We start from the raw sequence: 24,480 nt of genomic DNA, 5'->3' as shown, positions 1-24,480 counted from the left end.
CCATCGATTGTGCAAACGTATTCACGTCCTATGAAATCGTACTCACGCCGCCCCGTCAAGCGCTCCATGTGATATTTGACACATCCGCTGTGTGGCGTGAGACTGGCACAACGCTCGGCAGGCTTGACGCGAGGAGCACCTCCTCAGGGCTGCGAGATCTTTGATTAGAATCTCTGGTTAATTCTCTTCCTGGGCAGTCGTAGGCTATATGTCGTCGATGAACCCGGACCGTTTCTTACTGAAAGAAGCAGACTATGGTTAATGTTCAAAATGATCTAAAGGATGATCCTGTGTCCTCGGGGGCACGTGCGGATGAGCAATTGGATCCCAAGGCAAAGAAAGCTGCCCACGGGGCGTTTTCCGGCTTCTTTATCGACATGTACGACATCTACCTTCCTGTTGTCGCACTCGGTCCGGCGATGGTCTATTTCCTCTCGCCGACTATGCCCGCAAGCCAGGTCGTGATCGTCACGTCTCTGATCTTCGTGTCGACCCTGCTTGGGCGTCCGCTCGGAGCCCTCATCGGCGGGAGGTTTGCCGACCAGATTGGCCGCAAGAAGGTTAATCTCATCGCGGTCTCCGGTTATGGCCTCATGAGTTTCGCAATGGCAGCGATGCCTGGATACGAGACCTGGGGAATTGCAGCCGTGATCGTGTTTATCGTGCTGCGCCTGGTCGACGGCGTGTTCGTGGGAGGCTCCTATTCTGCGGCTAGCCCGCTTGCCATGGAGCGTCTTCCCAGGAAGAAGCGTGGTGTTTGGGGTGCCTACATCATGCTAGGTTTCCCAGCTGCCTTTGTAGCCATTTCGGCGCTGACTTTGATCATGCTTCAGATTGCCCCTGCTGATGGGCTGGGTTCGCCATATGTCCAGTGGGGCTGGCGAGTTCCATTCATCATCGGCGGGCTCATGGCTATCGCTTATGTCTGGTGGTACGCGGTCAGCGTCGAGGAGTCGGAGGTCTTCAAGAAGACTGGTGGAACTAAGTCGCCACTGAAGACGCTGTTCGGGAGCAAGCGGAGCCTCAAGGCCTTCGCTCAGGTCTTCGTCCTGATGAGCGGGTTCTGGATGAGCTTGAATACAGTGACGGCCATGCTTCCAGGAGCCTTGCAGAACTCCGTAGGGTTGACCTCTACAGAGGTCACGATCCTCCTATGCATCACCTTCCTGTTCCTCGGAGTCGGGTACATGGTCGCTGGGAAGATCAGTCAGCATGTGGGACGTCGTCCATTCCTGATCTTCTCCGGACTTGGTGCTGCAATTCCTGGTACTGCGCTGTACTACTGGTTGCTCACATCCCCACCCAGCACCTTCCTGGGGACTGTTCTCCTCGCAGGTGTCATGATCTGGGTCATCGTGTGGTTCTGGGGTCTCGCGACCACTTACATCAATGAGAGATTCCAGACCGGCGTTCGCGCGTCTGGGTTTGGCCTCGGATACAGCCTGGCCGTCATCCCTCCGTCGTTCTATGCCTTCTACCAAGTCGGCCTTGAAAACTTCATGCCGCTGGAGCTGACCGTGCTGCCGCTCCTGGTCATCGGTGGGCTGCTGGTTGCGCTCGGAGCCTTCCTCGGACCAGAGACGAAGAACGTTGATTTCGCGACGGACATGGACTTTGATCCCGAGACGGAAGGAACGGCGGTTGTCTAAATGGAACAAATGAGAGCGGTAGTTATCGACCCGCACATGGGTGGGGTCCCGGACGCACTCGTCCCGATGAGTGTTCCGCGCCCAACCCTGGGAAAGGGCGAAGTGATGCTCCAAGTTGTGACTGCCGGTGTGAACCGCGCGGATGTCATGCAACGCCACGGAGTTTACCCACCACCGCCGGGTGCCAGCGAGATACCAGGACTCGAGGTCAGTGGTCGAGTGACTGCTCTTGGAACCGAGACCGAAGGTTCAGGTCTTCACGTCGGCGATGAAGTGTGCGCACTGTTGTCCGGTGGCGGCTATGCCGAGTACGTCGCGGTTCCCGCGAGTCAGGTCCTTCCTGTGCCTGCGAGCGTGTCCTTGTCAGACGCCGCCGCGCTGCCGGAGGTGGCTTGCACAGTATGGAGCAACCTCGTGATGGAAGCAGGACTGCGTGAGGGGGAGACCCTCTTGGTTCACGGCGGTTCGAGTGGCATTGGCACCATGGCAATTCAGGTGGCGGCTTCTCTGGGAGCCCATGTAGTGGTCACTGCCGGTTCAGACGAAAAGCTGAAGGCATGCTCAGAGCTCGGCGCTGAGGTCTTGATCAACTATCGAGAAGAGGATTTCGTCGAGAGGACGCTGTCAGCGACAGGTGGTCGCGGTGCAGATGTGATTCTCGATGTAGTCGGCGCTGATTATCTCGGACGGAATGTGCAGGCCCTTGCCCCGGACGGGCGATTGGTCGTCATTGGTCTGCTCGGTGGTCGTGTGGGAGAAGTCGATCTAGGAGCGTTGCTCGCCAAGCGGGGACGAATCCTTGCGACATCGTTGCGGAGCCGGTCGATTGAAGCCAAGGCGGAGATAGTGAGTCAAACCAAGAACCACCTTTGGCCGCTCTTTGGGCCAAATGGGAAACACTCGATGCGATCGATTATTCAGTCTCGCTATCCCTTGGAGGGAGCTGCTAGCGCGCACCGAGAGATGGAGGCCAGTAATCACATCGGAAAGATCTTGTTGGATGTGTGAAGTTGTGTCGGTACTCGAGGTTGCGCGCCGACGACTGTAACCGTCTTGACGTCCATAGGACGAGGCCTACAGGTGGGCCCCCAAAGTATCAGGTTTTGGGGGCCCACCTGGTCGTCTGTAAAACAGAGCTGAGTTCTTAAAATCTATTCTCGTATCACCAGAAAAAGTCTCTTAACGACGAATAACATCTTAAATAAATGTAATGATGCCGATTAGCTGTAGGTGGCCTATGTGCGTGTTAGAAACGAACTGAGATGGTAATCCACCCCTCGATCTTGGGATTCCAGACGTCAGACGCCTGGATAGAGCTTCCGTGCGACCCGATTCGCTGAAACCATGGCTTCCACCCGCGCTCAGCTTGTTCTTGATTGGTTGGGGGGCAAATCAGTTCGCATCGATGCTGTCCTTTTACCAAAGTAGCTACGGTATCTCCCGACTGTCAGTCACTCTGATGCTCAGCATATACATTGTAGGGCTTTTGCCTGCCTTGTTGCTGGGGGGATCATGGTCCGACAGATCAGGCAGAAAATGGATAACTCTTGCGGCTTTAATTCTAGCTATGCTCGGGAGTGTTGCCATGATTATCGGAGCTTGGTTGCCACCCTGGATCTTCCTCGGTCGCTTGCTATCTGGTGTGGCAACCGGGATCGCCATGGCTGCGACTACGAGCTGGATCAAAGAACTGTCGCTACCGCCGTGGGATCCTGCGGCCAGTGTCAGTTCCGGTGCCCGACGTGCCTCGCTTTTTATCACAGGAGGGTTCTGCATAGGGCCCGTGGTGAGCGGCATTCTCGCCACCTACGCTCCTGCGTCGGCAGTGTTCCCATATGCCACCCATATCGTGTTGTGTACTCCGCTAGTTTTTATGCTGCTCTGGTCACCAGAGACTCGTTCAGCAGCTTCAGGTTTCCGTACAGCAACTGACGCGGTGGACCAGCTTTGGGAGTACGCGGCAGCGCCAACAAGATTCCGGACGGTGATCATCCCGGCTGCCCCTTGGGTCTTTGGATCCGGCACGATCGGCTTTGCCGTCGTCCCTCAGCTGATGGCATCCTCCAGCAATCCGGTGCTGCACTCAACGATCACGGTAGGCGTGACAATGGGGTCCGGTGTAGCAGTACAGTCGCTCGGCAGAAAGCTAGACACACCCAAGTCAGCGAAGGCGATCATAACTGCCCTGTGTCTGAGCCTCATCGGACTTGTACTCGCTCTAGCGACACTGTTGAGTCAGAGTCTGTGGATTGGTCTTCTCGCTAGCAGTCTTCTTGGCGCGGGATACGGACTGATGCTTGTCGCCGGGACGCTCGAAATGCAACGACTGGCATCGCCGCAACACTTAGGGGGTGCCATGGGGAAGTTTTATGCTCTTGCATATTCGGGTTTCCTTGTTCCGAGCATAGTATCCGTCGCGGCGCTGTTCTTTAGTGACAAATCGATTCTGCTGGCCATTGCCATACTTGCATGTGTGACAATAACTGCCATCGCCATCAACTCCTCGCGAAATGTGCGGTGATGCCTTTGCTGGGAGTGCTCCCGACCCTTCAGCTTGCGCATTCCTGACCCTTCAGTAGTCAAGGAATCTACCTTTGCCGGGGTGGGAGCCTGCTAGCCCGGGGCACTTCGTCGGGCGGCGTGCAACAAGAGGCTGCCGGGGAACGCCTATTGAGCTCCCGCGTAGAAGTACAGATGGGCGTGGAGTCGGCACCTCGGGTTGAATGAAGTACGGCATTGCGGGCAGTTTTCTGCCCCGAGGTATCTGCTGATGGAGAATTCGTGGCGGCAGACCCCGCAGAGCACGGCCAGGGTCTCGTGTTCCTCCACCGACCACTGCAAAGCCGGGTGATCGGCGCACTCTTGATGGCACAAATGACAGGGGTAGTACTCCAGGCAGCAACGGAACTTGATTGCGACCACGTCCAGTGGTGTCCGGTAGTGGATGCACCGTGTTTGTCGATCGACAAGATTCCCTAGAACTTGCTTCACCATCATTTTCTCCTGATTCGACGCGGACTGTACTCAGGTGCGTCGCCATCATGCGGCGACGATCACGGGCCCCACCTACGCCGAATATTGTTTGGGGAGCGGTCGGGCCACGAAGCTTGGGGTGGACCGAATACGGCAAGTCGGCGTCAGAGGAACAGCGCCCTGAATCTCCGCTGTGTCCCTGTGCTTACTGCTCAGCAACATAGCTATGCCTCAAAACCGCGGGCGGTCAGCGCGTCTCCGACGTCGTCGGCGTGTTTGAGCGAAAGCACCAAGGTGGGCACGACCCATCCCCAAGGGGCGAGCCGGACACCCCGGGAGCGTTGCGCATCACGGACCTGGCGGATGACGGCTGCGAGCTGACCCACCGAGGTGAGCACCAGGGCCACTGCTAGCCCGATCTTGGCCGGGTTGGCACCGAACCGTCTCAAGGGCGTGAACAACTGCTCAGCGGTGGCGATGATCGACTCGATCTTCGTCGTGCGGGTCAGGACTTGGGCCAGCAGCACGATGCTGATGACGCGGGCGGTGTTAGTGGCGGCCGCGGTCGGGTCGAGGAATATCAGCTGGGTGACAGTTAGAAATACCAGCAGCATCAGCACACGGCGCAGGTCGGTGAGCAGCAGCCGGGCGGGCAGGCCCGCAAGTCCGTAGCCGAGTACAGGCAGGACAAGCAACGTCGCGGCGGACTCCCACGCATCGGGAAGGAAGAACAGCGTCAGGGCGAGCAGCGCGAAACCAGCCAGCTTGAGCCCAGCGGGAATTCGGTGCAGCAGCGATGTGCCGGGGTGGTAGAGGGAGATCATCAGGGCCGCCCCTTCGGTGGCGTCATCTGAGTAGTACCTTCGAAATCCGCAGTCGATTCTGCCTCGGTTTCGTCGAGCATGTTCAGATAACTTTCGACCACGGCACTCGAGGACCCGTGTCCCGCCACCTGACCCTGGTGGATCCAGACAGTCTCCTCGCAGCGGCGCACCAGGTCGAGGTCATGGGAGACCAGGACCAGCTGCGCATCTGCAGGCTGAGAGAATAATCTTCGACTGACGAGTCGCTGGTGGCGGGCATCAAGCATAGAGCTAGGCTCATCGGCGATCACCACGTCGGGCTTGCCGACCAGCACCGAGCACAGGGCTAGTCGTTGCAGCTGCCCAGATGACAGTGATAGGCACGAGCGGTCGGCCAGCTCGGTCAGCCCATGCTCCGCCAGAGCAGCGTCCACCTGGTCCTCGAGTTCTCGGCGGTTCAGGCTGCGACTGCGCAGAGTGAGCGCAACATCCTCGCGCACGGTGGGCATGATGATCTGGGCGGCGGCGTTGGCGATGATGAACCCAGTGTCTCGGCGGAGCCGCTTGGCGTCGCGGACGACATCGAGCCCGTTGACCGTGACGGTACCTGAGGCAGGGCTGAGCAGTCCTCCGATCACCTTCGCCAAGGTGGACTTTCCAGATCCGTTCTCCCCGATGATCGCCGTCGTGCGGGCCTCGAGGCATGCGCTGACACCGCGCAACAGGGGAGTGACGCCTTCAGGCCCGGTGGCGGTGACGGTGAGCTGGTCAATTTCGATGGTCATCCCTGGTCTCCTCGTGGATCTTCGAGTCTCTCGACGATGACGGCGGAACCCATGCCACCAGCGATGGCGCAGGCCGCGACCCCGAGTGCGCCCGGTTCAGCGGCCGCGAGCCGGCGGACGAGTCTTCCCAGAGCTATCGCCCCTGAGGCTCCCCATGGGTGGCCTAATGCGAGAGCGCCCCCTGCGGCGTTGACGCGAGGGTCGAGCTGTGGTGGGGCTCCTGTCTCTGTGGTCCCCGCCGTGGTGAGTCCCAACTCGTCGACAACAGCAAGCAGCTGTGCCGCGTAGGCCTCGACGATCTCGACGGCTGAGAGCTGTTGCAGACGGACGCCCGCGGCGGCGAGACAGGCGCTGATCGCGTTTGCTGCGACGATGCCGGGTTGCTGCGGGTCAGCCCCGACTAGTGCCGTGGCCCGGATCCGGCATGCCGGAAGAATGGTCCTATTCGACGTCGGCGCTCCTCCGGCGACCTCATGCAGGCCGCCTCCCATCGGGGCGAGCAGCACGGCGGCGGCGCCATCGGCAATCCGGGCGGCGGTGGTGGGTGTGACTGTGGCTCGGGGAGAATCGCGCACAGGAGAGAACCGGGCGGCTCTGGTCGAATCGAGACGACGAGGTCCGTCGTCGCGACCCAGGCTCAGACCGTCATGGGTCTCGGCGATCTCTGTCGTTGCCAGCGCAGCATGCCGCAGCGACAGGGCGTGGCTGCGGAGCGCAGCGTCTTCCTGTCGGGCCCGAGAAATGCCGCGGGCTGTGGCGAGGTCATCGGCGGCTTCGGTCATCGAAGGATCGGGCCAGCCGGAGGGGGTGAACGGCGCCTGGTCGTAGCTCACGCCTCGGAAGGTGCGAATCGGAGCGGTCGAGGGACTCTCAGTGCCTCCTGCGATCAGTGGAGCGCCCACGAGCTGGGACTGTCCCGCAGCCTGGATGATCGCCACCAATCCGGAGCCGCACTGAGCATCTACGGTGATACCCGTCACCCTCTGATCAAGGCCGGCCCCCAGCGCCGCGACCCGGGCGATATTGCCTCCGGGACCGATGCAGTTCCCCAGCACCACTCCCGTTGGCTCCACTCCGAGGTGAGCGCGAGCGTCAACGGCGAGCGGAGCTATGACGTCAGCAGCCAGCTGGTATGCGGTGCGGTGGGACTGTGCCCGGGATCGACCGGTCACCGGCGTACGTGCAGCTGCCAAGACGACGACATCCAAAGCAGAGGTGACGATCATGTCGCCTCCAGCCGCTGGGCGTCGGTGTAGGACAGCCTGCGGACCTTGCCTGAGCCGGTGCGGGGCAGTGAGGCCACGAGGCGCGTGACCCGTGGGTATTGAGCAGGGGTGAGTTCCGCGCGAGCGGCGCGGAGGAGAGCTCCTTGGTCCAGTACGGCTGCTGGTTCGGGCTCGATGAATGCGGCCACACGTTGGCCCAGAGCTCGATCCGGTGCGGCCACCACGAGGCTGGCCCGCACACCCGGGAGCCGGCTGAGGACCGCTTCGACGTCACTGGGCAGCACCGTGGCCCCCGCCGTGAGAATGGCGTCACCAGAGCGACCGTGCAGAGTCAGGACGCCGTCCGTCAGTGAGGCCTGGTCACCGACGGTCACCCAGGGGTACACCCCGGACTGGGGCTCGAGGTCGGACCCACCCGCAGTGCGCAGCGAGGAGCCTTTTCCAATCACGGTGGAGCAGACTTGCTCAGTGCGGACCCACAGCACGCCGCAGTCGTCCACCTTGAGCTGCACGCCAGGGAAGGAGCGCAAGCCGGCCCCAGCGTCTACAGCGACGAAGCTCAGCTCGGCCGCACCCGCATAAGTGACTACCGAGAGTCCGAGTTGACGGGCCTGCATGGCCAGATTCTGGTCCAGCCGGTCACCGCCGATCAACACGGCCCTCAGCGTGCAGTGCGCTCCGGCCTGGACCAGGCTGACGACTTCGCGCAGGTGCCAAGGCGTGCCGTGCATCAAGCCAGGTCCATCCAGGTCAGCGGCGCGCAGTCGGGCGGTGTGTGGAACGGTGAACCGCAGGCCGGAGCTCTGGGCGTGTGCCGCGGCGTAGAGCGCCATCGATGACACCGGGTGTACAGGGATAAGCATGGAGTCGCCAGGTCGGGCGCCAAGCAGCTTGTCGATCACAGGGAAGGAGCATGCCCAGGAGGCGTGGCTGCGCACTACGACCCGTGGGGCCGCCGTCGATCCGGAGGTGAATCCGGCCCATGCGGCATCCTCTGGGAGCGCGTGCTGGGACGACGCTGTGACGAGTTCACGCCAATGCTGATCGTCCCACCGTTCATCGCCTATCAGCGGAACCCCGCCTTGTGCGCGGATCTTGAGCGCAGTCTTGAGTACCGTGGCATGGTCTGCGCCTCGGAGCGGCTCAAGGACAGCTCGCCGCCGGCCGGCTGAGTCGTCGGCCGGGACCTTGTCACTCAAGACTGAAAGGCTCGTGGGTAGGCCCGCCAGAGAGCCATGGTGACAACGACGGTCACTGCGACCTTGATGATGTCCCCGGGGAGAAACGCCAACGAGGTCAGCATGGTCTGCCCCAGATCGAGACCAGTCACGACAGACTGCACCGGGATCCCGCAAAGGTAGATGACACCGATGCCACCGAGGGCCGCGCCAGCGAGCACGCGTGGCCACGTCAGGCTTGGGCGACCTCGAACACCATGCACGACGAGGCCGACAACCATCGCACCTACGATCCATCCGATCAGGTAGCCGGCGGAGGGACCGACGAATACCCCTAGCCCACCGCGGCCACCCGAGAGGAGCGGCATGCCGAGAGCGACGACCATCAGGAGCAGTGCGACCGAAGCTGACCCGCGCCACGGGCCCAGCACGGCCCCTGCCAGCATGACGCCAAGCGTCTGCGCGGTCATCGGAACCAGCCCGGGCACAGCAATCGCTCCCATCAGCCCGAGTGCGCCGATCAGTGCGGCGAAAACGGCCATCTGCGCGACGGCGCGCATCGAGACGCCGGATGTAGTTGAGTCGACGATCGGCTCGGTCTCGGTCTCGGCCCGGTCGGAAGGGGCGCTTGTGGTCATGCCAGCTCCTGAATGGTGTTCAATGAATGGTGTTCAGTAGACTATAGGACTATGGTCCGGCATAACTCAACTTCAAGAATTTCCTTGTCCGACGTGGTCGAGGCGGCGACGGAGATTCTCGAGCAATATGGGTTGGCCGACCTTTCTATGCGAAGAGTGGCCACTCGCCTGGGTGTACAACCCAGTGCCCTTTACTGGCATGTCAGGGATAAACAGTCGCTACTTGCCCTCGTCGCAGACAGATTGCTCGACGGAGTCGTGTTCAGCGCGCCGCTGCCCGAGTGGCGCGCTGAGCTTCGAGCCCGTGCGGTGACTCTGCATGGAGCGCTACTGAGTACCCGGGACGCCGCCGAACTCGTCGCATCGGTGGTCGCCTTAGACATTGGTGGCCAGAGGTTTCGAGCGCTGATCGCGGAGCCGGTTCCGCGGAGTCTGACTGGGCTGAACTACAGGGAGAACGCTGGTGGCGACATAGTCGCTGACACGCTGGTCGATGGAGTCTGTTCCCTGCTGCTCGGCCACGCAGTTATCTCCCAGCAGCGCGCTCAGGCTATTGAGTTTGAAGCGGGAGGCACGAGTCCCAGGCCTATTGCGGAATTCTCAGCGATGCTGGACCTGTTGCTCGTCGGGTGACGCTCTCCGGATCTACATGTGGGCGAAAACGATGTCAGTCTCTAGGCGGGTCTGCCACACGGGTATGACAGGTGCAGTCAGGTCGCGGTGCGACCTGTCGAAGCTTCCTGCCGTCACACCCAGGTGCCAGACAGCCCCGGTAGGAGTGTCCGGAACCCGAGAAAATGCAAAGAATCCCTGATGGTGCGGCGTAGAGTCGTAGGCGGCCTCATCGCTCCATAATGCGCTGCCTCCACAACATAAAGAGTACGCCGGGGCAAAGACTAACCGCGGAGGGCGACCAGGCGCTCAAGTCACTCCTGCTCGGACGCTCGAAACCGAATACAGGCAGCTCGACCAAGCATTTGCAGCGGCAGGAGGAGGCTTGGCTATTCTCACCGATGATCCTCGGTAGTACCTGCACTCTCTGCGCATTCTCGGAGGTGGTGTGCCGCTTCAGATCCATCTCTACGCGGCCCGGCGCGATGAACGCCACGCGGTGCGGAGTCTCGAAGCCATGACTGGAAAATTAAGGACTTGTTGCCAGACGCGTTCCCCGAAGCCGAAGCCGAAGCCGAACACGGTCTCGGCCGAATGTGGTCGACCTGAGCCGTTCTAGGACGACACCTTCCCGGACCGCAAGGCTCTGAATCAAGTTTGGGAAGGGGTGCCTCTATGGTTTTCGCCAACCGCCGGTGAGTGCTCTGATGTGCCTGACGCGGCTGGGTCTTGGTAGAGACCGCCATCACGGAGCATCGCGTAGAAGGTATCCAGCCGGCGCCGGGCCGCGAACGCTGAGTTGTGGAGACTCGATTCAAGTCGTTTGTTCCCGCCGCGGTGGGCGAACTCTCCACGGATGGAAGTCCTGGAACGCCGCGTGGTGGGCGCGTCGAGGACGCCGATATGGTGCAGATACGGGCCCCCGGCCCGTTCCACAGGGGGGGTGGATCTGGGTGAGTAGTCCGAGCAACCGGTTCCTGGCAGCCGCTGTCGGGGCCAGCAGGTCATCTTCGAAACCGGCCAGCACGGCGAGCTCAGCGCCCTGTTCATCAGAGATCGCGATCGAGCGCAGCGCAGCACGCATGGTGAGCGGGTTCAGCGATGATAAGTGCGTCCCGGGCATCGGTCTTCTCGGATCCGGCGTGCAGATCAACCATCCCGCACATCCTGAACCCCGTCAGGTAGGCGATCTCGATCGCCTCGGAGACTCTTCTGGGTCAGCGTGCACATGGGGACGTAATCGCAGTCCTGAGTCCGAGCAAAGGGTCCGCGCTGTGATCGGTGGCTGATCAGAGATCAGACGGTCTCAGGCATGTCCTCTTGTTTGTTCTCCTCGCTGCTGCCGCCGGCGGGACCCTCCGCCGCACGCTCCAACCGGATGATCACACCCTTCGATACCGGAGTATTGCTGCCCTGGACGGTGTCATCGAGCGGCACCAGAACGTTGCCCTCGGGATAATACACAGCGGCAGAGCCCCGGGCCGTAGGGTACGACACCGCACGGAACTTCCGCAGCACACGGTCTTTGCCGTCTATGTACTCGCCGTGCACGTCCACCAGGTCACCATCACTGAAGCCAAGCTGCGCGAGATCCTGTGGATTGACAAGGATGACGTGTCGGCCCTTCTTGATACCGCGATACCGGTCGTTGTAGCCGTAGATGGTGGTGTTGAACTGGTCGTGTGAGCGCATGGTCTGCAGAATCAGTCGATCAGGCGGGCAATCCATCGGGTCCAGCTCATTCACAGTCATCATGGCTTTACCGCTGGGGGTGTCGAAGGTACGGGAATCGCGTGGCCCGTTCGCCAGCAGGAATCCATCCTTCTCCCGAATGCGACGGTTGTAGTTCCCGCAGTCGGGCACAACACGCGAGATGTGGTCACGGATGAGATCGTAGTCAGCCTCAAAGCCTTTCCAATCAGCTGCGACGCGGCTGTCCAGGGTCGCTCGTGCAAGTCGGCTGACGATGGCGATCTCGGAAAGCAGGTTCGGCGCTACCGGCCGGACCCTGCCTTCGGAGGAATGGACAGCGCTGACGGTGTCCTCGACCGAAACGAACTGCGGACCAGACGCCTGCATGTCGATCTCGGTGCGGCCCAAAGTCGGCAGTATGAGCGCTTCCTGGCCGACCACGGTGTGGGATCGATTCAGTTTCGTGGAGATCTGCACGTTCATCTCGAGCTTCTGCATCGCCGCCTCGGTTGCTGCGGTGTCAGACATCGCGGCCACGAAGTTTCCTCCCAGGGCGAGGAAGAACTTGATGCCGCCGTCGCGCATTCCCCGCACAGCCGCGACCGCGTCGACACCGTGCTCACGCGGAGGTTCGAACGAGAACTCTTTGCCGAGCGCATCCAGGAACGACGCCGGCATCTGCTCCCAGATTCCCATCGTTCGGTCCCCCTGCACATTGGAGTGCCCGCGAATCGGTGACGCACCCGCTCCCGGTCGGCCAAAGTTTCCACGCAGGAGGAGTAGATTGATGATTTCCTTGATCGTCCCTACACCATTCTTCTGCTGCGTGACACCCATCGCCCAGGTGATGATGACCGATTCAGCGTTGATATAACGGTCGGCGAGTTCGTCAATCTCGTCCGAACGCAGCCCCGTCGCCTCCAACACTGTCTGCTCATCCAAGTGAGACAGGTGCTCGCGCAGCTCGACCAGCCCCTCACAGTGTTGATCGATGAATTCATGGTCGAGCACGCTGCCAGGGCTTCTGTCCTCCGCTTCAAGCACACGCTTGGATACTGCCTGAAGCAGCGCCATGTCTCCGCCCGCACGGATTTTCAGGAACTGATCGGCGAGTTCCGTTCCACGGCCAACAACGCCCTTCGGCTTCTGCGGGTTCTTGAACCGGCGCAGTCCAGCCTCGGGCAAGGGATTGACCGCGACAATCTGGCCGCCATTCTCCTTCTGCTTCTCCATTGCGCTCAGCATGCGCGGATGGTTGGTGCCAGGGTTCTGGCCTATCACGATCATCAGATCGCAGTTGAGGAAGTCGTCGTAGGCGACCGTCGCTTTGCCGACCCCGATCGTCTCGCCCATCGCCACGCCGGATGATTCGTGGCACATGTTCGAGCAGTCGGGCAGGTTGTTGGTTCCGAACCCGCGGATGAACAGCTGGTAGATGAACGCTGCCTCGTTCGAAGCACGGCCGCTGGTATAGAACGCCGCTTCATCGGGGGAAGAGAGGCTCTTGAGCTTCTCCGACACGATTTTGATTGCCGTGTCCCAGTCAACGGGTCGGTAGTGTTCGTCACCCGCAGCCTTGTAGACGGGTTCTGTGAGTCTGCCCTGCATCCCGAGCCAGTACTCGGAGCGTCCACGCAGATCGCTGATCGGGTGTTCGGCCCAGAAGTCAGACGCCACCGTGACCGGTGTGGCTTCCCATGTGACCGCCTTGGCCCCGTTTTCGCAGTACTCGAACTTGCTCCGGTGACCGGAAGGGTCCGGCCACGCGCAGCTCATACAGTCGAATCCCTGTTTCTGGTTCATCGCGAGCAACGTACGTGCACTCCGCTCGATGCCCATGTGCTTCAGCGCCGGCTGCATGGAGTGATACACGCCTTGCATTCCGGCAGCCCAATCCTTGGGCTTGTCGACTTCGAGATCGTTCTCGTCGGCTTCCTCGACGGATGGGTTGGAGCGAGTCATCGGGCATCCCTTCTAGGCTGCGTCTCGATATTCAGTGGTCCTGCTCGTGCCATTGTGACTCAAGAGCCACGTCAGGGTCCCTGGGTGCCGTCCCCTTCTAGGCCGAACTTGGTGCCTGGAATAGATCCCGCCCTGAAGAAGCGCACTGTCTGATTCATGTAGAACCTCCAGTCAAGATACTCCGCCCGCACCGAGGGGATGTGATCACCTCCTCCGCCCGGGTCGGACCAGAGTTAGTCGATGCCAGAGAAATTCTGCCAACCGGTGGGGTGAGCAGGTCATCTCCGGCGTCCTGCCCGCGTGTGCGATCCACAGCTGGCAGGGACCAGTCTCAGGGGAGTGACAGTAGTGGGTGATGAGCACCCGGGGGCCATGGATTATTCCCAGAGACTGGACCGGCTGACTCTCTGCATCCTGCTGGAAGAAGGGATCCCTTTCGCGGCCCAAGAAGACCTCCGGCAGTAGGAATCGGCGAGGGGGTTGACACAAACGCTGAGATCACCAACACTTTCAACTGGAAGTATTTCAATACAACCCTATTAGGAGCATCTCATGCGGCACGGTGATATCTCTTCAAGCCCCGACACAGTCGGTGTTGCAGTCGTCAACTACAAGATGCCTCGGTTGCATACGAAGGGCGAAGTCCTCGAGAACGCCCAGAAGATCGCGGAGATGATCAAGGGAATGAAGCAGGGGCTGCCGGGTATGGACCTCGTGATCTTCCCCGAGTATTCAACGCAGGGCATCATGTACGACAACGATGAAATGTTCGCAACGGCGGCTACGGTCCCTGGAGAAGAGACCGAGATCTTCTCCGCCGCGTGTCGTGAGGCGGACACCTGGGGTGTCTTTTCGATCACCGGTGAGCAGCACGAAGACCACCCGAACAAGCCGCCCTACAACACGCTCATCCTGATCGACAACACAGGTGAGATCGTCCAGAAGTATCGGAAGATCCTGCCGTGGGTCCCGATTGAGGGGTGGTATCCGGGGGACACTACCCACGTCGTGGAAGGACCGAAGGGGTTGAAGATCTCACTGATCATCTGTGACGACGGGAACTACCCTGAGATCTGGCGTGACTGCACGATGAAGGGCGCTGAGCTCGTGGTGCGCTGCCAGGGTTACATGTACCCGTCGAAGGATCAGCAGGTGTTGATGTCGAAAGCCATGGCATGGGCGAACAACTGCTATGTGGCGGTGGCCAACGCTGCCGGTTTCGACGGTGTCTATTCCTACTTCGGTCACAGTGCCATCATCGGCTTTGACGGTCGGACGCTCGGTGAGACGGGCGAGGAAGAGTACGGGATCCAGTACGGTCAGTTGTCCGTCTCTGCGATCCGTGATGCCCGCCAGAACGATCAGTCCCAGAACCACCTGTTCAAGTTGTTGCACCGCGGATACTCGGGAGTTCACGCTGCGGGGGACGGCGACAAGGGGGTCGCTGAATGCCCGTTCGACTTTTACAAGACCTGGGTCAATGATGCACAGAAGGCCCAGGAGAACGTCGAGGCCATCACCAGGGACACCGTAGGGGTGGCCAGCTGTCAGGTCGGATCTCTGCCGTCAAAGAAAGAGATGACCGCCTAGTCCATTCGTACGGAAAGTCAGAGCCGGGCGCTGGGCGTCCGGCTCTGACTAGTTTGGAGACTCAGATGCCATTCATCAACGATCGCCTCAACGAGATCAAGCAGCAACAGATGGACGAGCAATTGACCCGCATGGAACGCGAGGACTTCTTGAGTGACGGGATCGGAGCCGGATCGGATGGAGTCGATCTCGAGGCCATACGGTCGCGCCTCCTCCAACGGATCGTTGGCCAGAACGCTGCCGTCGAAGCGGTCACTCGTTCCGTGGCGGTAGGTCGCGCCGGAGTGGGCGACCGCGATCGTCCTCTGGCGAATGTGTTGTTGCTGGGACCGACTGGTGTCGGGAAGACGGAACTGGTCCGCCAGCTTGCTGCGAGCCTGCGGACAGGGCCGGACGACCTGTCTCGAATCGATATGAGCTCTCTGTCTCAAGAGCACTACATGGCATCTCTGACAGGTGCGCCCCCAGGCTATGCCGGCTCCAAGGAGAGTTTTTCCCTGTTTGACCGGTCCAAGATCGGAGGGGACCCCTATATGCCGGGAATCGCCCTTTTCGATGAGGTGGAGAAGGCGCACCGTTCTGTTCACCGAGCGATGCTCCAGGTTATGGATCATGGCCTCTTGAAGCTTGCAAATGGTCAGGAGACCATCAACTTCCGAAATGCCTATGTATTTATGACTTCGAACCTAGGCTCCGCCGAGCTGATGGAGCGTAGCCGTAGCCGCGTCCGGAGAACGCTCACGAAAGCTGCTGAACGCGCAGGCATATCCGAGACGCCGCTCTACCAACGCCTGTGGGGTGATGACAGCGTGGTCGTCCGGAAAGCACTCGAAAGCTTCTTCGAGCCTGAATTCATCAACCGCATTGACGAGGTTGTGGTCTTCAATCCGCTGACGGATCAACATGCAGTCGCCGTCGCTGATCTCGAGATACGAGACCTCATGCGCAGGTGTGCTTCCCGAGGCATCGACCTGAAGGTGGAGCCCCAGGTGGCTGTTTTCGTGAGCGCCCAAGGGTACGACCAGGCCTACGGTGGTCGAAGCATCAAGCGGCTAGTCCGTGAGCAGGTGGCGACCCCGGTGGCCCGCGCGGCACTCAGTGCCAGAGGTGTCTCGGGTCAGAAGATCCAAGTATCGGCCAGTCTGGATGGGGGAGAGGTCGTCGCGCTGCCCAGAGTGTCAGAGCCTGTCGATGACCTCGAAATCTAACCCACTCACTCGCGCGAGATGAACGGGATGAACCGCCTGGTTGCCGTGGAAGACGACGGGCCCGCGTGGCCCGTCGTACCCGAGTGTCCCGATCACGCGGTTCATATCGTTTGCCTGCGTCGACCTAGCAATGCGGGTGAGATTGGCCAGAGTATGCATGCCTTCGTAGCACGACTCAGCGACGTTGTTCAGTGGAGGTGCACCTGCTCCATGGAAGGCGGCGTACTGGGCCTGTAGATCGAAAGAACCCGCTGTGATGAGGGTGCGGAAGAACCCTGCGGAGACATAGAGATCCTCCGTGGTGTCAGGGCCGCTTGCCATCACCATGTTCTCTTCCATGAGAGGGCTGAAGCGCACCATCTTGGTGTGGAGTCCCCGCTCGGCGAAGATGCGGTTGAACACCGCCGCTTCGTGTCCTACCAGGAGCATCAGAACTCCATCACAATCAGCCTGAGCTACCTGTTCGACCAAGTGGTCCATCTGGTCCGCATCCATCGGCACGTAAGCTTCTCCGGCGAGGTTGATCCCGAGTCGCGCGCAGGAATCCCGCAGGACGCCCGCGGTCTGACGTGGCCACACATAGTCATGGCCGACGACGAACCATTTCTTCTTCCCGAGGTGCTTGGCGATCCAGGCAAGTGCGGGAAGGATCTGAAAGTTCGGCACTTCGCCGCTGCAGTAGACCCCCGGTCGGTTTTCACCACCCTCAAACACTGAGGTGTAGACGTACGGAAGGCGGCCGTCGATTGCTGGGACCAAGGCATTCCGGACCGATGAGATGTGCCATCCCGTCACCGCATCCAGGCGGTCCTGCGAGACGAGGAGAGACACCTCGTCGGCCACTTCGTGGGCGGGGCGGCTAGCGTCTATGACTTGGAGTTCCACTTCGCGGCCTAGTACGCCACTGGCACGGTTGAGCTCTGCGGCGGCTAGTTCGGCCACGGCCTGACATGAGGGTCCAAAGATTCCCGCGCTGCCTCCCAGAGGGATGACCATGCCCACACGCCAGATCGGTGATCGATGCGGCACGTAGTTCCTTCCGTGAGATCCTGGTCACTAACCATGACATGAAATAGTTCCGTATGTAAAGATTGTTGTGTAACAGGGAAGTAAAAGAAAAGGAGTGCGGGCATGTCGGTGGCAACGTCCCATACTGGGTTAGGATCGGCGTTGGCTGCGGCCACACGTAAGGTTCATGGCCGCATCCACGTCGTGGTGTCGAGTGCAGAGCTGACGGTGGACCAATGGTCGGTGCTGGACAGGATAGCTGCAATGAAGGGCCCGGTGTCGATGGCAGCGGTTGCCGAGACCACGGGGCTGACTGGCCCGAGTCTGACTCGGGCGGTCGACAAGTTGGTGACGGCGGCCCTGGTGTTCCGAGAGGTTGATGCCAGTGACAGGCGCCGAGTGCTGGTGGATCTTTCAACGAGGGGCGTCGCATTGCATGCCGAGCTCGCGCCGCTGGTGTACTCCGCGGAGAGTGAAGTGGTAGAAGGTTCCTCTACCTCTGTCGACGAGCTTCTCCGAGTTCTACGTGGACTGACCCGCTAGCTCTTCTGGTGACCGAGCTAAAGAGGGCTCCTCTGCTGGGGTCCTCTTGGCGAGAATCCATGCGATCAATGCGAGGATGCCCAGGGCCACCAACATTCCCAGGGCCCCCACGACACCTGGAACCCACGCGTCCCGAAGGAGCAATACTGCCGGGACAGAGGTGGTAGGGATCGCCCACAGAGTAACCAGCCAGCCGCTGAATGGTGTCCAAGCTGCCTTTTCGAGTGCGAGAAGGGCGAAGAACAGGAACCACAGAACCGACCAGGCCAGCCAGACGACCCCGAAGGTCAAGTCTCCTGCCGCGATAGAGTCCAGCGCGAAGTAGACCGCCGATGCGGAGACGAATAGGGAGAACCATCCCACGCCCTCGGCGGAGATGCTGGTGAGGTTAGTGATGCCTACGTAGAGATATGTGAATCCGAAAAGCAGGATCGGGAAGGTGGCGTGCAACGTCGCATGGTCACCTCCTGATTGTGCGACGATCATCAGCGGAATCACACACTGAAGTCCCCCGACGAAGAGGTTGAAGACGCCTGCGCTTCGAGGAGTGACTCTACCGAGAAGCATCAGTCCGTTGATGAATAGGACCGCACCGACGTAGAACAATCCGACTGCGCTCACAGCACACCTCCACGAGACCAAAGGTCAATTAGTTCTATATGGAAATACTCCAATAGAAACTACATCGTCGACAACTGCTGGTCAATGCTCTGCACCAGAGCCGTTATCCCTATGGAATACGACTTCGGCACCGACTGTCCTGTACGGCCTCCTCCCGATGCGGGGTCCCGCCAACCGTCGTCGGCGCTTGCTTCGGTCAACTGAGGCTCTGTTCCGCGCCGATGGGCGGAGATTCCGCGTCACCGATGCCGTGGTCATCGACGACATTCCCTGATCAGCCCGCGCGTGGGCGAGGTGCTTACAGGGTGGACGGTCTGTGTCGCCGAGCTCCGTCCAGTCACGGTGTCAGGGCAAGGTTGAGGACAAAGAGGAGCGGCGAGCATCTCCGGACCCGGTCAGCAGATGACCGAGGCGACGGACGCCGGCGACCATCTCCTCCTGCTGCACGCTGGCGTAGCTGAACCGGGCGTAGTGCGCGGCCTGGGTCATGGGGAAGAACGTCCCGCCTGGGACGTAGGCGACCCTGGCCTGAGGCAGCGAGTATTCGGCCATGAACCGTGCTGAGTCGAAGTCTTCTGGGAAGGTGACCCAGGTGAACAGACCGCCTTGGGGCCGGGTGTATTTCACGTCGGCGGGGAAGGTTTCAGCCATGGTGCTGAGCATCGCGTCGCGCTTGGCGCGATAGACCGGACGGACGGCCTCGAGGTGCGCGTCCAGGTCGAACTCGGTCAAGAACCGGGCCGTAGCCGTCATGTTCAGGGTGGACGATTGGGTGTCGGCGGCCAGTTTGAGCAGCTCGAGCTTCGTCAGGATTGTAGGGCTGGCCACGGCATAGCCCATGCGCACGCCCGGGGCGAGTGTCTTGGAGAAGCTGCCCAGGTGGATGACTCGACCCTCGGTGTCAAGGGATTTCAGGGTCGGGAGCTGCTCGCCTTCGAACCGGAGCTCGCGGTAGGGGGTGTCTTCCAGAACGATGATGTCGTGCTGGTTGGCCAACTCCAGCAGACGGTGGCGTCGCTCCAGGCTGAGTGTGACTCCGGTGGGATTCTGGAAGTCCGGAATCACGTAGATGAATTTCGCCCGCGGGGTGTTCGCCAACACCCATTCGAGCAAATCCGTATCAATGCCGTCCTTGTCCATGGTCACCGGGGCGTAGTCCGGCTCGTAGGGGGCGAAGGCGACGAGGGCGCCCAGGAACGTGGGGTTCTCTGTGATAATCACGTCGCCGGAATTGATCAGCAGCTTGGCCACCAGGTCGAGACCCTGTTGAGCGCCCTGGAGCACCAAGACGTCTTCGGCGCTGCAGTCCACGCCGTCGCGGCCCATTCGATCTTCGATCCTCTCGCGCAGTTCGGGGATTCCGGCGGTGGCCGTGTATTGCAGAGCGGTGCGCCCCTGCTCGCGGAGAACGTGGTCGTAGACGCTGCGAAGCTGGTCGAGGGGGAACAGGGTGGGGTCCGGGTAGCCGCCCCCGAACGAGGTGATCGAAGGGTCATCGCCCAGCTGCAGCAATTGGCGGATGGCCGAGGGTCGGACTCGTCCGATTCGCTGCGCGAAGTGGTGTTCCATGTGTCCTTTCGAGGGCAGAGTCGAGGGTTGAAATCAATGAGAGGAAATGTGTGGTCTCGTTGAAGCGCTGCAGTCAGGCGGCGTTTGGTGATCGCCCTCGACCATGCGCCGCCGCAATGGTTGGCCGCGCAGATCTGTCCTAAGTCCGCCTCAGTGGGACCCGACGGTGGACTCTCTGACGACCAGGTGAGGTTGCACCAGGTGGAAATGTTCCTCGGGGGGATCGCCTTTGATGGCAGCGGAGAGCAACCCGCCTGCCAGCGTCCCGATCGCCTTGAATCCAAGATCAATACTGGTCAGCGGTGTCTGCCCACCTTCGGCGATGGCTTTCCAATTGTCGAAGCTTGCGATTGCCACATCACCTGGGACGCGCAGGCCGGATTCTTGCACGGTGTCCGCGATGCCTCGGGATATCTGATCGCTGCCCCCAATGATGGCGTCGACTTCGATGCCGCTCTGCAGCAATGACTTGGTTGCCGCCCTGCCCCACGCCTCGCTCCAAGATCCAAATCGTGGTGGGCCCACCATTTCGAGGCCTTCCTTGGCCAGTTCATCGGAGATCCCCCGAGCGCGGTCTTGAGCTGCGGTGTAGGTGGGGTCCCCCGTGATGTGAGCGATTCGCCGCTTTCCCAAGGCTCGCAAGTGGTCTGTCACCAAAGCACCCGCATGGTAATTGTCGGCAACGACTGAGATGTCTCCCGTGTCAGCCGAGGGTGCGTACGCATAGACGACAGGCACCGTCACCTGATCGCTGATCGACGCCCTCTGGTCAGGTCGTGAGCCGACGACTATCAATCCGTCCACATTTCGACTCACGAGAGCTTTCAGATGGTGCTGTTCCCGAATCGCGTCGCCTCGCGCATCACATAGCAGCACGGACATCTTGCCGGCTCCGAAGGCGTCCTCGGCCCCCATGAGGATGGGGAGGCTGAAACGACCCTCCAGATCATCGGTGAGGAGTCCGACAGTCCCGCTGTGTCCAGAGAGTATGGCTTGGGCGAGTGCATTAGGAGTGAAGCCGAGCCGATCAGCGGCGGCCAGTACGCGCTGGCTGGTCGCAGCATTGACTTCACTGGTCCGACCGTTCATGGCCTTGGACGCCGTACTGAGAGATACCTCGGCCACAGCAGCCACGTCACGCAACGTGACCTTCTTTCGAAGGTTTTCTCTCTTAGCTTTCGACATGGTTCCTCATCCAGGTATTTTACCCCGGCTGTTCTCCGCGATTGAAGCACTTGGAGGGTCTTGTGTGTGATGCACCTCACTGTTACCGTGACAGAAACCGTTTTCGGTAAATTTCGAAATCCTGATCGAGTCGCGTCTCGGCGGTCGACAGGCTTGACAGAAGGAGGGGACATGCAGAGTCCACGAATCTCGAAATTGGGCGTCACAGGCACCTCGATGGCTGCGATCCTCGCACTGAGCGCCTGCACCGGCGGTGGGGAAGGCGGGGAAGGTGGGGAGCAGGGGGCCGAGGATCAGACCGTCACAGTCTGGCATTACTTCAGCGACGACAACCAGGTCGAGTTGATGGACCAATACAAGGAGAAATTCGAGTCGGAGAACGAAGGCGTCACTGTTGAGAACGTCTTCGTCCCCTATGACCAGATGAACTCCAACCTGCTCTCCGCCACCGGTGCAGGTGAGGGCCCAGATGTCGCCGTCTTCAATGGTGCCGACGCGTCGACGCTCGCTTTGGGCGGCGCGCTCACCCCCATGGACGAGTATTGGGAAAACTTTGAGGACTCTGACCAGTTCTCGGAAGCTGCGCTCCACGTCGTGGATGATGAGACCTATGCCGCCCAGGGTTACGTCAACCTGCTCGGGCTTTGGTACAACGCTGACATTCTCGCGGAACTTGGTATCGAGCCGCCCACCACGATGGAAGAGTTAGAGGACGCCCTCCAGCAGACGGTGGATGCCGGAAATGGAGGCATTACGCTTTCCGGCCTCCCCAACTCCCAGGGCGAATGGCAGGCATACCCGATACTCTCCGAAGCCGGCTTCAGCTACGAATCGCCGGAAGAGGATGCCCTGGCTGAAGGTCTCGGACGTGTTCGGCAATGGGTCGAAGACGGATGGCTCTCCCAGGAGGCGGTGAACTGGGACCAGACTGTTCCGTTCCAAGAGTTCGCAGCAGGGAATTACACCTTCGCATTGAACGGCAACTGGCAACAGGGGACCGCGGAATCCGAGGCCGACTTTGAGTACGGAGTCGTCCCATTCCCCGTAGGTGAACAGGGCGGGGTCTACCTGGGCGGTGAGGGGCAGGGTATAGGTACGAACAGCGAGAACCCTGACCTGGCTTGGGACTACCTGGAGAGCACCTACTACGACCAGGAAGCTCAGCTTCTTGCACCAGAACTCGTGGGCTCGCTGCCTTCGCGCGCCGATGCCGCACAAGACGATGTCGTCGCGATGAATGAGCTGCTGGAGCCTTTCAGCGAGTCCATCGAAACGAGCGGAACGCGTTACCCCGTGGAGGCAGTGCCAGCGGAGTCGGTGGCGGATGTCCAAGTCACCATGGGGCAGGCATGGAGCGCCACCATCGGCAACCAGGCCAGCCCTGAGGATGCCGCCGCCGATGCCATCGCCGATCTCGAAGGCCTGCTGGACCAATGACCACTGCTCTTCCAGCTCGCCGACTCCCCGCGTCTCCTGTCGGGAGACGCGGGGAGCAGGTGCTAACCCCACCACGCAAGAGAAGACAGCTTCCTCGCCACTTCGGGTTTCTCATCCCCGCCGCCATCTTCATGGGAATCTTCGGACTATTCCCGCTGGTGCAGCTCCTGTGGATGAGCCTGCACGATGTGACATCTTCAACCCTGAACGCAGACGACTGGCTCTTTGTAGGGCTCGAGAACTACATCAAGGGATTCGTGGATGGCGATAGTGCAGTCTCGCTCTACCGAACTCTCGTCGTAGTCACGATCGTGACAGTAGGCGGGATGGGCCTGGGATTCGTGGCCGCCGTCGCACTGCGGACCCGGGGGCGCTGGTCAGGAAGCCTTCTTGCGATCATGGTGTTCGTCTGGGCGTTGCCGCCCGTGGTCAACGGTTCGGTCTGGAAGTTTCTTCTCGCTGAACGAGGTTTGATCAACTCGATCATCACGGGTGTGGGCCTGCCCACCGTCCCATTCCTCTACGACCCCCAGTGGGCGCTATTCTCGGTCGCCTTCGTCGCAGCGTTCGCGGTCATCCCATTCAACGCGTTGGTGTTCCGGGCCGCCCTGATGAATATCTCTCCCGAGGTCTTCGAGGCGGCAGCCATCGATGGCGCGAGCAAATGGCAGGAGATCCGCTACGTGATGATGCCAGCCGTTCGGCCCACCAGCCTCGTACTTTTCGTGCTGACAGTGGTGTACGGCTTCCGCAGCTTCGACTTCATCTACGTGATGACCTTCGGTGGTCCAGGCACCTCGACTGGAACCCTTCCGTTCCTGGGGTACCTCCAAGCATTCAACCAGTATGACTACGGGCTCGGCGCCGCCACATCGTTCGTTGCAGTGCTCGGGGTTTTTGCACTCGCCGGCGCCTACGCATGGAGCATTCGCCGAGAGGAGGGCGAAGGATGACAGCCAAGGCCGGGCCAGTCACCACCCTCATCAAACTAGGGCTGACACTGATGTACGGGATCCCGCTGTTGTGGATCGTCCTCACGTCGATCAAAGATTCCTCAGAGGTCTTCGCCGCAGACAGCGCATTCCTCTTTGACCCCACACTGGACGCCTACAGCGATGCCCTCGATGGCGCCCTCTGGCAGGCTCTCCAACAGTCAGTCCTCATAGCCACAGGCACCACCGCGCTGGTCCTGCTCATCGCCGTGCCGGCAGCCTACGGGCTCGCACGAGTCAAACATTGGTCGGTCACTGTGGGACTCATCGCACTCATCATCTTGCAGATGATGCCCCAGACCGCACAGGTGATTCCGCTCTTTGACCTCTTCGGAAACTGGGGGCTTCTCGACCAACTAGTCGGCATCATCATTGCGGATACCGCCTTGCTTACTCCGTTCGCCACTCTGCTGCTGCGACCGTTCTTCCGGTCAGTGCCGATCTCTCTCGAAGAGTCAGGAGCGCTGGACGGGGCAGGTCAACTGCGAACTTTCTGGTCGATCGTCCTACCGATCGCCAGGAACGGGATGCTCACGGTCGCTTCAATCACATTCCTCCTGGCATGGGGAGAATTCCTCTACGCAGTCAGCTTCTTCCTCAGCCCAGGAAACTACCCCCTCTCGGCACTGCTCTCACAACAGGTCTCTGCCTTCGGGATCAACTGGCCCGGCCTGATGGCACTCGCGGTGCTGACATCCATCCCGATCCTGATCGTCTTCACGGCCACATACCGGCTGTTGCGCGATGGGCTCACCGTGGGAGCGGTGAAGTAAGACCACGTTCGTCCTTGAACCTGCGCATCATTCGTC

Annotated in this window: 21 protein-coding genes; 10 read left to right on the top strand and 11 right to left on the bottom strand. The window is 60.6% G+C overall.

What is annotated here, in order from left to right; all coding sequences use genetic code 11:
- The first annotated feature begins 254 nt into the window (after positions 1-254).
- The 3 genes from LTH93_RS00915 to LTH93_RS00905 all read left to right on the top strand — a co-directional run bounded on the left by LTH93_RS00915 (position 255) and on the right by LTH93_RS00905 (position 4,170).
- On the top strand, positions 255-1,649 hold the full coding sequence (locus LTH93_RS00915) for an MFS transporter (protein WP_241469588.1): 1,395 nt from the start codon (positions 255-257) through the stop codon (positions 1,647-1,649).
- Entirely contained in the window at positions 1,650-2,657 is a 1,008-nt protein-coding gene (locus tag LTH93_RS00910) for an NAD(P)H-quinone oxidoreductase (protein ID WP_342357811.1), read from the top strand.
- A gap of 313 nt (positions 2,658-2,970) precedes the next feature.
- Positions 2,971-4,170 (top strand): MFS transporter, encoded by a 1,200-nt coding sequence (locus tag LTH93_RS00905; protein ID WP_241469587.1) that lies wholly within the window; start codon positions 2,971-2,973, stop codon positions 4,168-4,170.
- 146 nt (positions 4,171-4,316) lie between these two features.
- Here the strand turns inward: LTH93_RS00905 and LTH93_RS00900 are convergent, their stop codons facing one another.
- The 6 genes from LTH93_RS00900 to LTH93_RS00875 form a co-directional block, all read right to left on the bottom strand.
- On the bottom strand, positions 4,317-4,643 hold the full coding sequence (locus tag LTH93_RS00900) for a CHY zinc finger protein (protein ID WP_342357810.1): 327 nt from the start codon (positions 4,641-4,643) through the stop codon (positions 4,317-4,319).
- 203 nt (positions 4,644-4,846) lie between these two features.
- Complete coding sequence (locus LTH93_RS00895) at positions 4,847-5,446, bottom strand: energy-coupling factor transporter transmembrane component T family protein (protein WP_241469585.1); 600 nt, start codon at positions 5,444-5,446, stop codon at positions 4,847-4,849.
- On the bottom strand, positions 5,446-6,210 hold the full coding sequence (locus LTH93_RS00890; protein WP_241469584.1) for an energy-coupling factor ABC transporter ATP-binding protein: 765 nt from the start codon (positions 6,208-6,210) through the stop codon (positions 5,446-5,448). The genes LTH93_RS00895 and LTH93_RS00890 overlap by 1 nt, the downstream gene beginning before the upstream one ends.
- Positions 6,207-7,436, bottom strand: a complete 1,230-nt coding sequence (locus LTH93_RS00885; RefSeq protein WP_241469582.1) for an acetyl-CoA C-acyltransferase — start codon at positions 7,434-7,436, stop codon at positions 6,207-6,209. Before LTH93_RS00885 ends, LTH93_RS00890 begins: the two co-directional genes overlap by 4 nt.
- Positions 7,433-8,635: an AMP-binding enzyme gene (locus LTH93_RS00880; RefSeq protein WP_241469580.1), complete on the bottom strand. Its 1,203-nt coding sequence runs from the start codon at positions 8,633-8,635 to the stop codon at positions 7,433-7,435. Before LTH93_RS00880 ends, LTH93_RS00885 begins: the two co-directional genes overlap by 4 nt.
- The gene (locus LTH93_RS00875; RefSeq protein ID WP_241469578.1) at positions 8,632-9,252 is read right to left on the bottom strand and encodes a biotin transporter BioY; all 621 of its coding nucleotides are present in this window, start codon (positions 9,250-9,252) and stop codon (positions 8,632-8,634) included. Before LTH93_RS00875 ends, LTH93_RS00880 begins: the two co-directional genes overlap by 4 nt.
- A 51-nt stretch (positions 9,253-9,303) precedes the next feature.
- Here LTH93_RS00875 and LTH93_RS00870 point away from each other — a divergent pair, with 51 nt between their 5' ends.
- Positions 9,304-9,885: a TetR family transcriptional regulator gene (locus LTH93_RS00870; RefSeq protein WP_241469576.1), complete on the top strand. Its 582-nt coding sequence runs from the start codon at positions 9,304-9,306 to the stop codon at positions 9,883-9,885.
- Between the two features lie 1,275 nt (positions 9,886-11,160).
- On the opposite strand, the gene LTH93_RS00865 is transcribed toward LTH93_RS00870, so the two are convergent.
- Positions 11,161-13,518 carry an FdhF/YdeP family oxidoreductase gene (locus LTH93_RS00865; protein WP_241469574.1) on the bottom strand — a complete coding sequence of 786 codons (2,358 nt, stop codon included), beginning with the start codon at positions 13,516-13,518 and terminating at the stop codon, positions 11,161-11,163.
- A 552-nt stretch (positions 13,519-14,070) separates the two neighbouring features.
- Between LTH93_RS00865 and LTH93_RS00860 the strand changes: the two genes are divergently transcribed.
- Together LTH93_RS00860 and LTH93_RS00855 are read left to right on the top strand one after the other, a co-directional pair.
- Positions 14,071-15,108: an aliphatic amidase gene (locus LTH93_RS00860; RefSeq protein WP_241469572.1), complete on the top strand. Its 1,038-nt coding sequence runs from the start codon at positions 14,071-14,073 to the stop codon at positions 15,106-15,108.
- Between the two features lie 65 nt (positions 15,109-15,173).
- Positions 15,174-16,316, top strand: coding sequence for an AAA family ATPase (locus LTH93_RS00855; RefSeq protein ID WP_241469569.1), 1,143 nt, complete (start codon positions 15,174-15,176; stop codon positions 16,314-16,316).
- Here LTH93_RS00855 and LTH93_RS00850 read toward each other — a convergent pair.
- Positions 16,287-17,312 (bottom strand): substrate-binding domain-containing protein, encoded by a 1,026-nt coding sequence (locus tag LTH93_RS00850; RefSeq protein WP_241469567.1) that lies wholly within the window; start codon positions 17,310-17,312, stop codon positions 16,287-16,289. The two genes, LTH93_RS00855 and LTH93_RS00850, sit on opposite strands and share 30 nt — an antisense overlap.
- A 174-nt stretch (positions 17,313-17,486) precedes the next feature.
- Between LTH93_RS00850 and LTH93_RS00845 the strand changes: the two genes are divergently transcribed.
- Positions 17,487-17,867, top strand: coding sequence for a MarR family winged helix-turn-helix transcriptional regulator (locus tag LTH93_RS00845; RefSeq protein WP_241469565.1), 381 nt, complete (start codon positions 17,487-17,489; stop codon positions 17,865-17,867).
- Here the strand turns inward: LTH93_RS00845 and LTH93_RS00840 are convergent.
- From LTH93_RS00840 to LTH93_RS00830, 3 genes are all read right to left on the bottom strand, one after another.
- Positions 17,847-18,488 carry an AmiS/UreI family transporter gene (locus LTH93_RS00840; protein WP_241469563.1) on the bottom strand — a complete coding sequence of 214 codons (642 nt, stop codon included), beginning with the start codon at positions 18,486-18,488 and terminating at the stop codon, positions 17,847-17,849. The genes LTH93_RS00845 and LTH93_RS00840 overlap by 21 nt on opposite strands.
- A gap of 345 nt (positions 18,489-18,833) precedes the next feature.
- Positions 18,834-20,057: an aminotransferase-like domain-containing protein gene (locus LTH93_RS00835; RefSeq protein WP_241469562.1), complete on the bottom strand. Its 1,224-nt coding sequence runs from the start codon at positions 20,055-20,057 to the stop codon at positions 18,834-18,836.
- Between the two features lie 150 nt (positions 20,058-20,207).
- Positions 20,208-21,242: a LacI family DNA-binding transcriptional regulator gene (locus LTH93_RS00830; protein ID WP_241469561.1), complete on the bottom strand. Its 1,035-nt coding sequence runs from the start codon at positions 21,240-21,242 to the stop codon at positions 20,208-20,210.
- A gap of 171 nt (positions 21,243-21,413) precedes the next feature.
- Between LTH93_RS00830 and LTH93_RS00825 the strand changes: the two genes are divergently transcribed.
- The 3 genes from LTH93_RS00825 to LTH93_RS00815 all read left to right on the top strand — a co-directional run bounded on the left by LTH93_RS00825 (position 21,414) and on the right by LTH93_RS00815 (position 24,444).
- Positions 21,414-22,679, top strand: a complete 1,266-nt coding sequence (locus LTH93_RS00825) for a sugar ABC transporter substrate-binding protein (protein ID WP_241469560.1) — start codon at positions 21,414-21,416, stop codon at positions 22,677-22,679.
- 131 nt (positions 22,680-22,810) lie between these two features.
- Positions 22,811-23,632, top strand: a complete 822-nt coding sequence (locus LTH93_RS00820; RefSeq protein ID WP_241469559.1) for a carbohydrate ABC transporter permease — start codon at positions 22,811-22,813, stop codon at positions 23,630-23,632.
- Positions 23,629-24,444 carry a carbohydrate ABC transporter permease gene (locus tag LTH93_RS00815; RefSeq protein ID WP_241469558.1) on the top strand — a complete coding sequence of 272 codons (816 nt, stop codon included), beginning with the start codon at positions 23,629-23,631 and terminating at the stop codon, positions 24,442-24,444. Before LTH93_RS00820 ends, LTH93_RS00815 begins: the two co-directional genes overlap by 4 nt.
- Positions 24,445-24,480 lie beyond the last annotated feature (36 nt).

Source organism: Nesterenkonia sp. DZ6 (assembly GCF_022565835.1).
Classification (GTDB): domain Bacteria; phylum Actinomycetota; class Actinomycetes; order Actinomycetales; family Micrococcaceae; genus Nesterenkonia.
The sequence above is the reverse complement of the archived record's forward strand: the minus strand, read 5'-3'. Positions and strand labels throughout refer to the sequence as shown.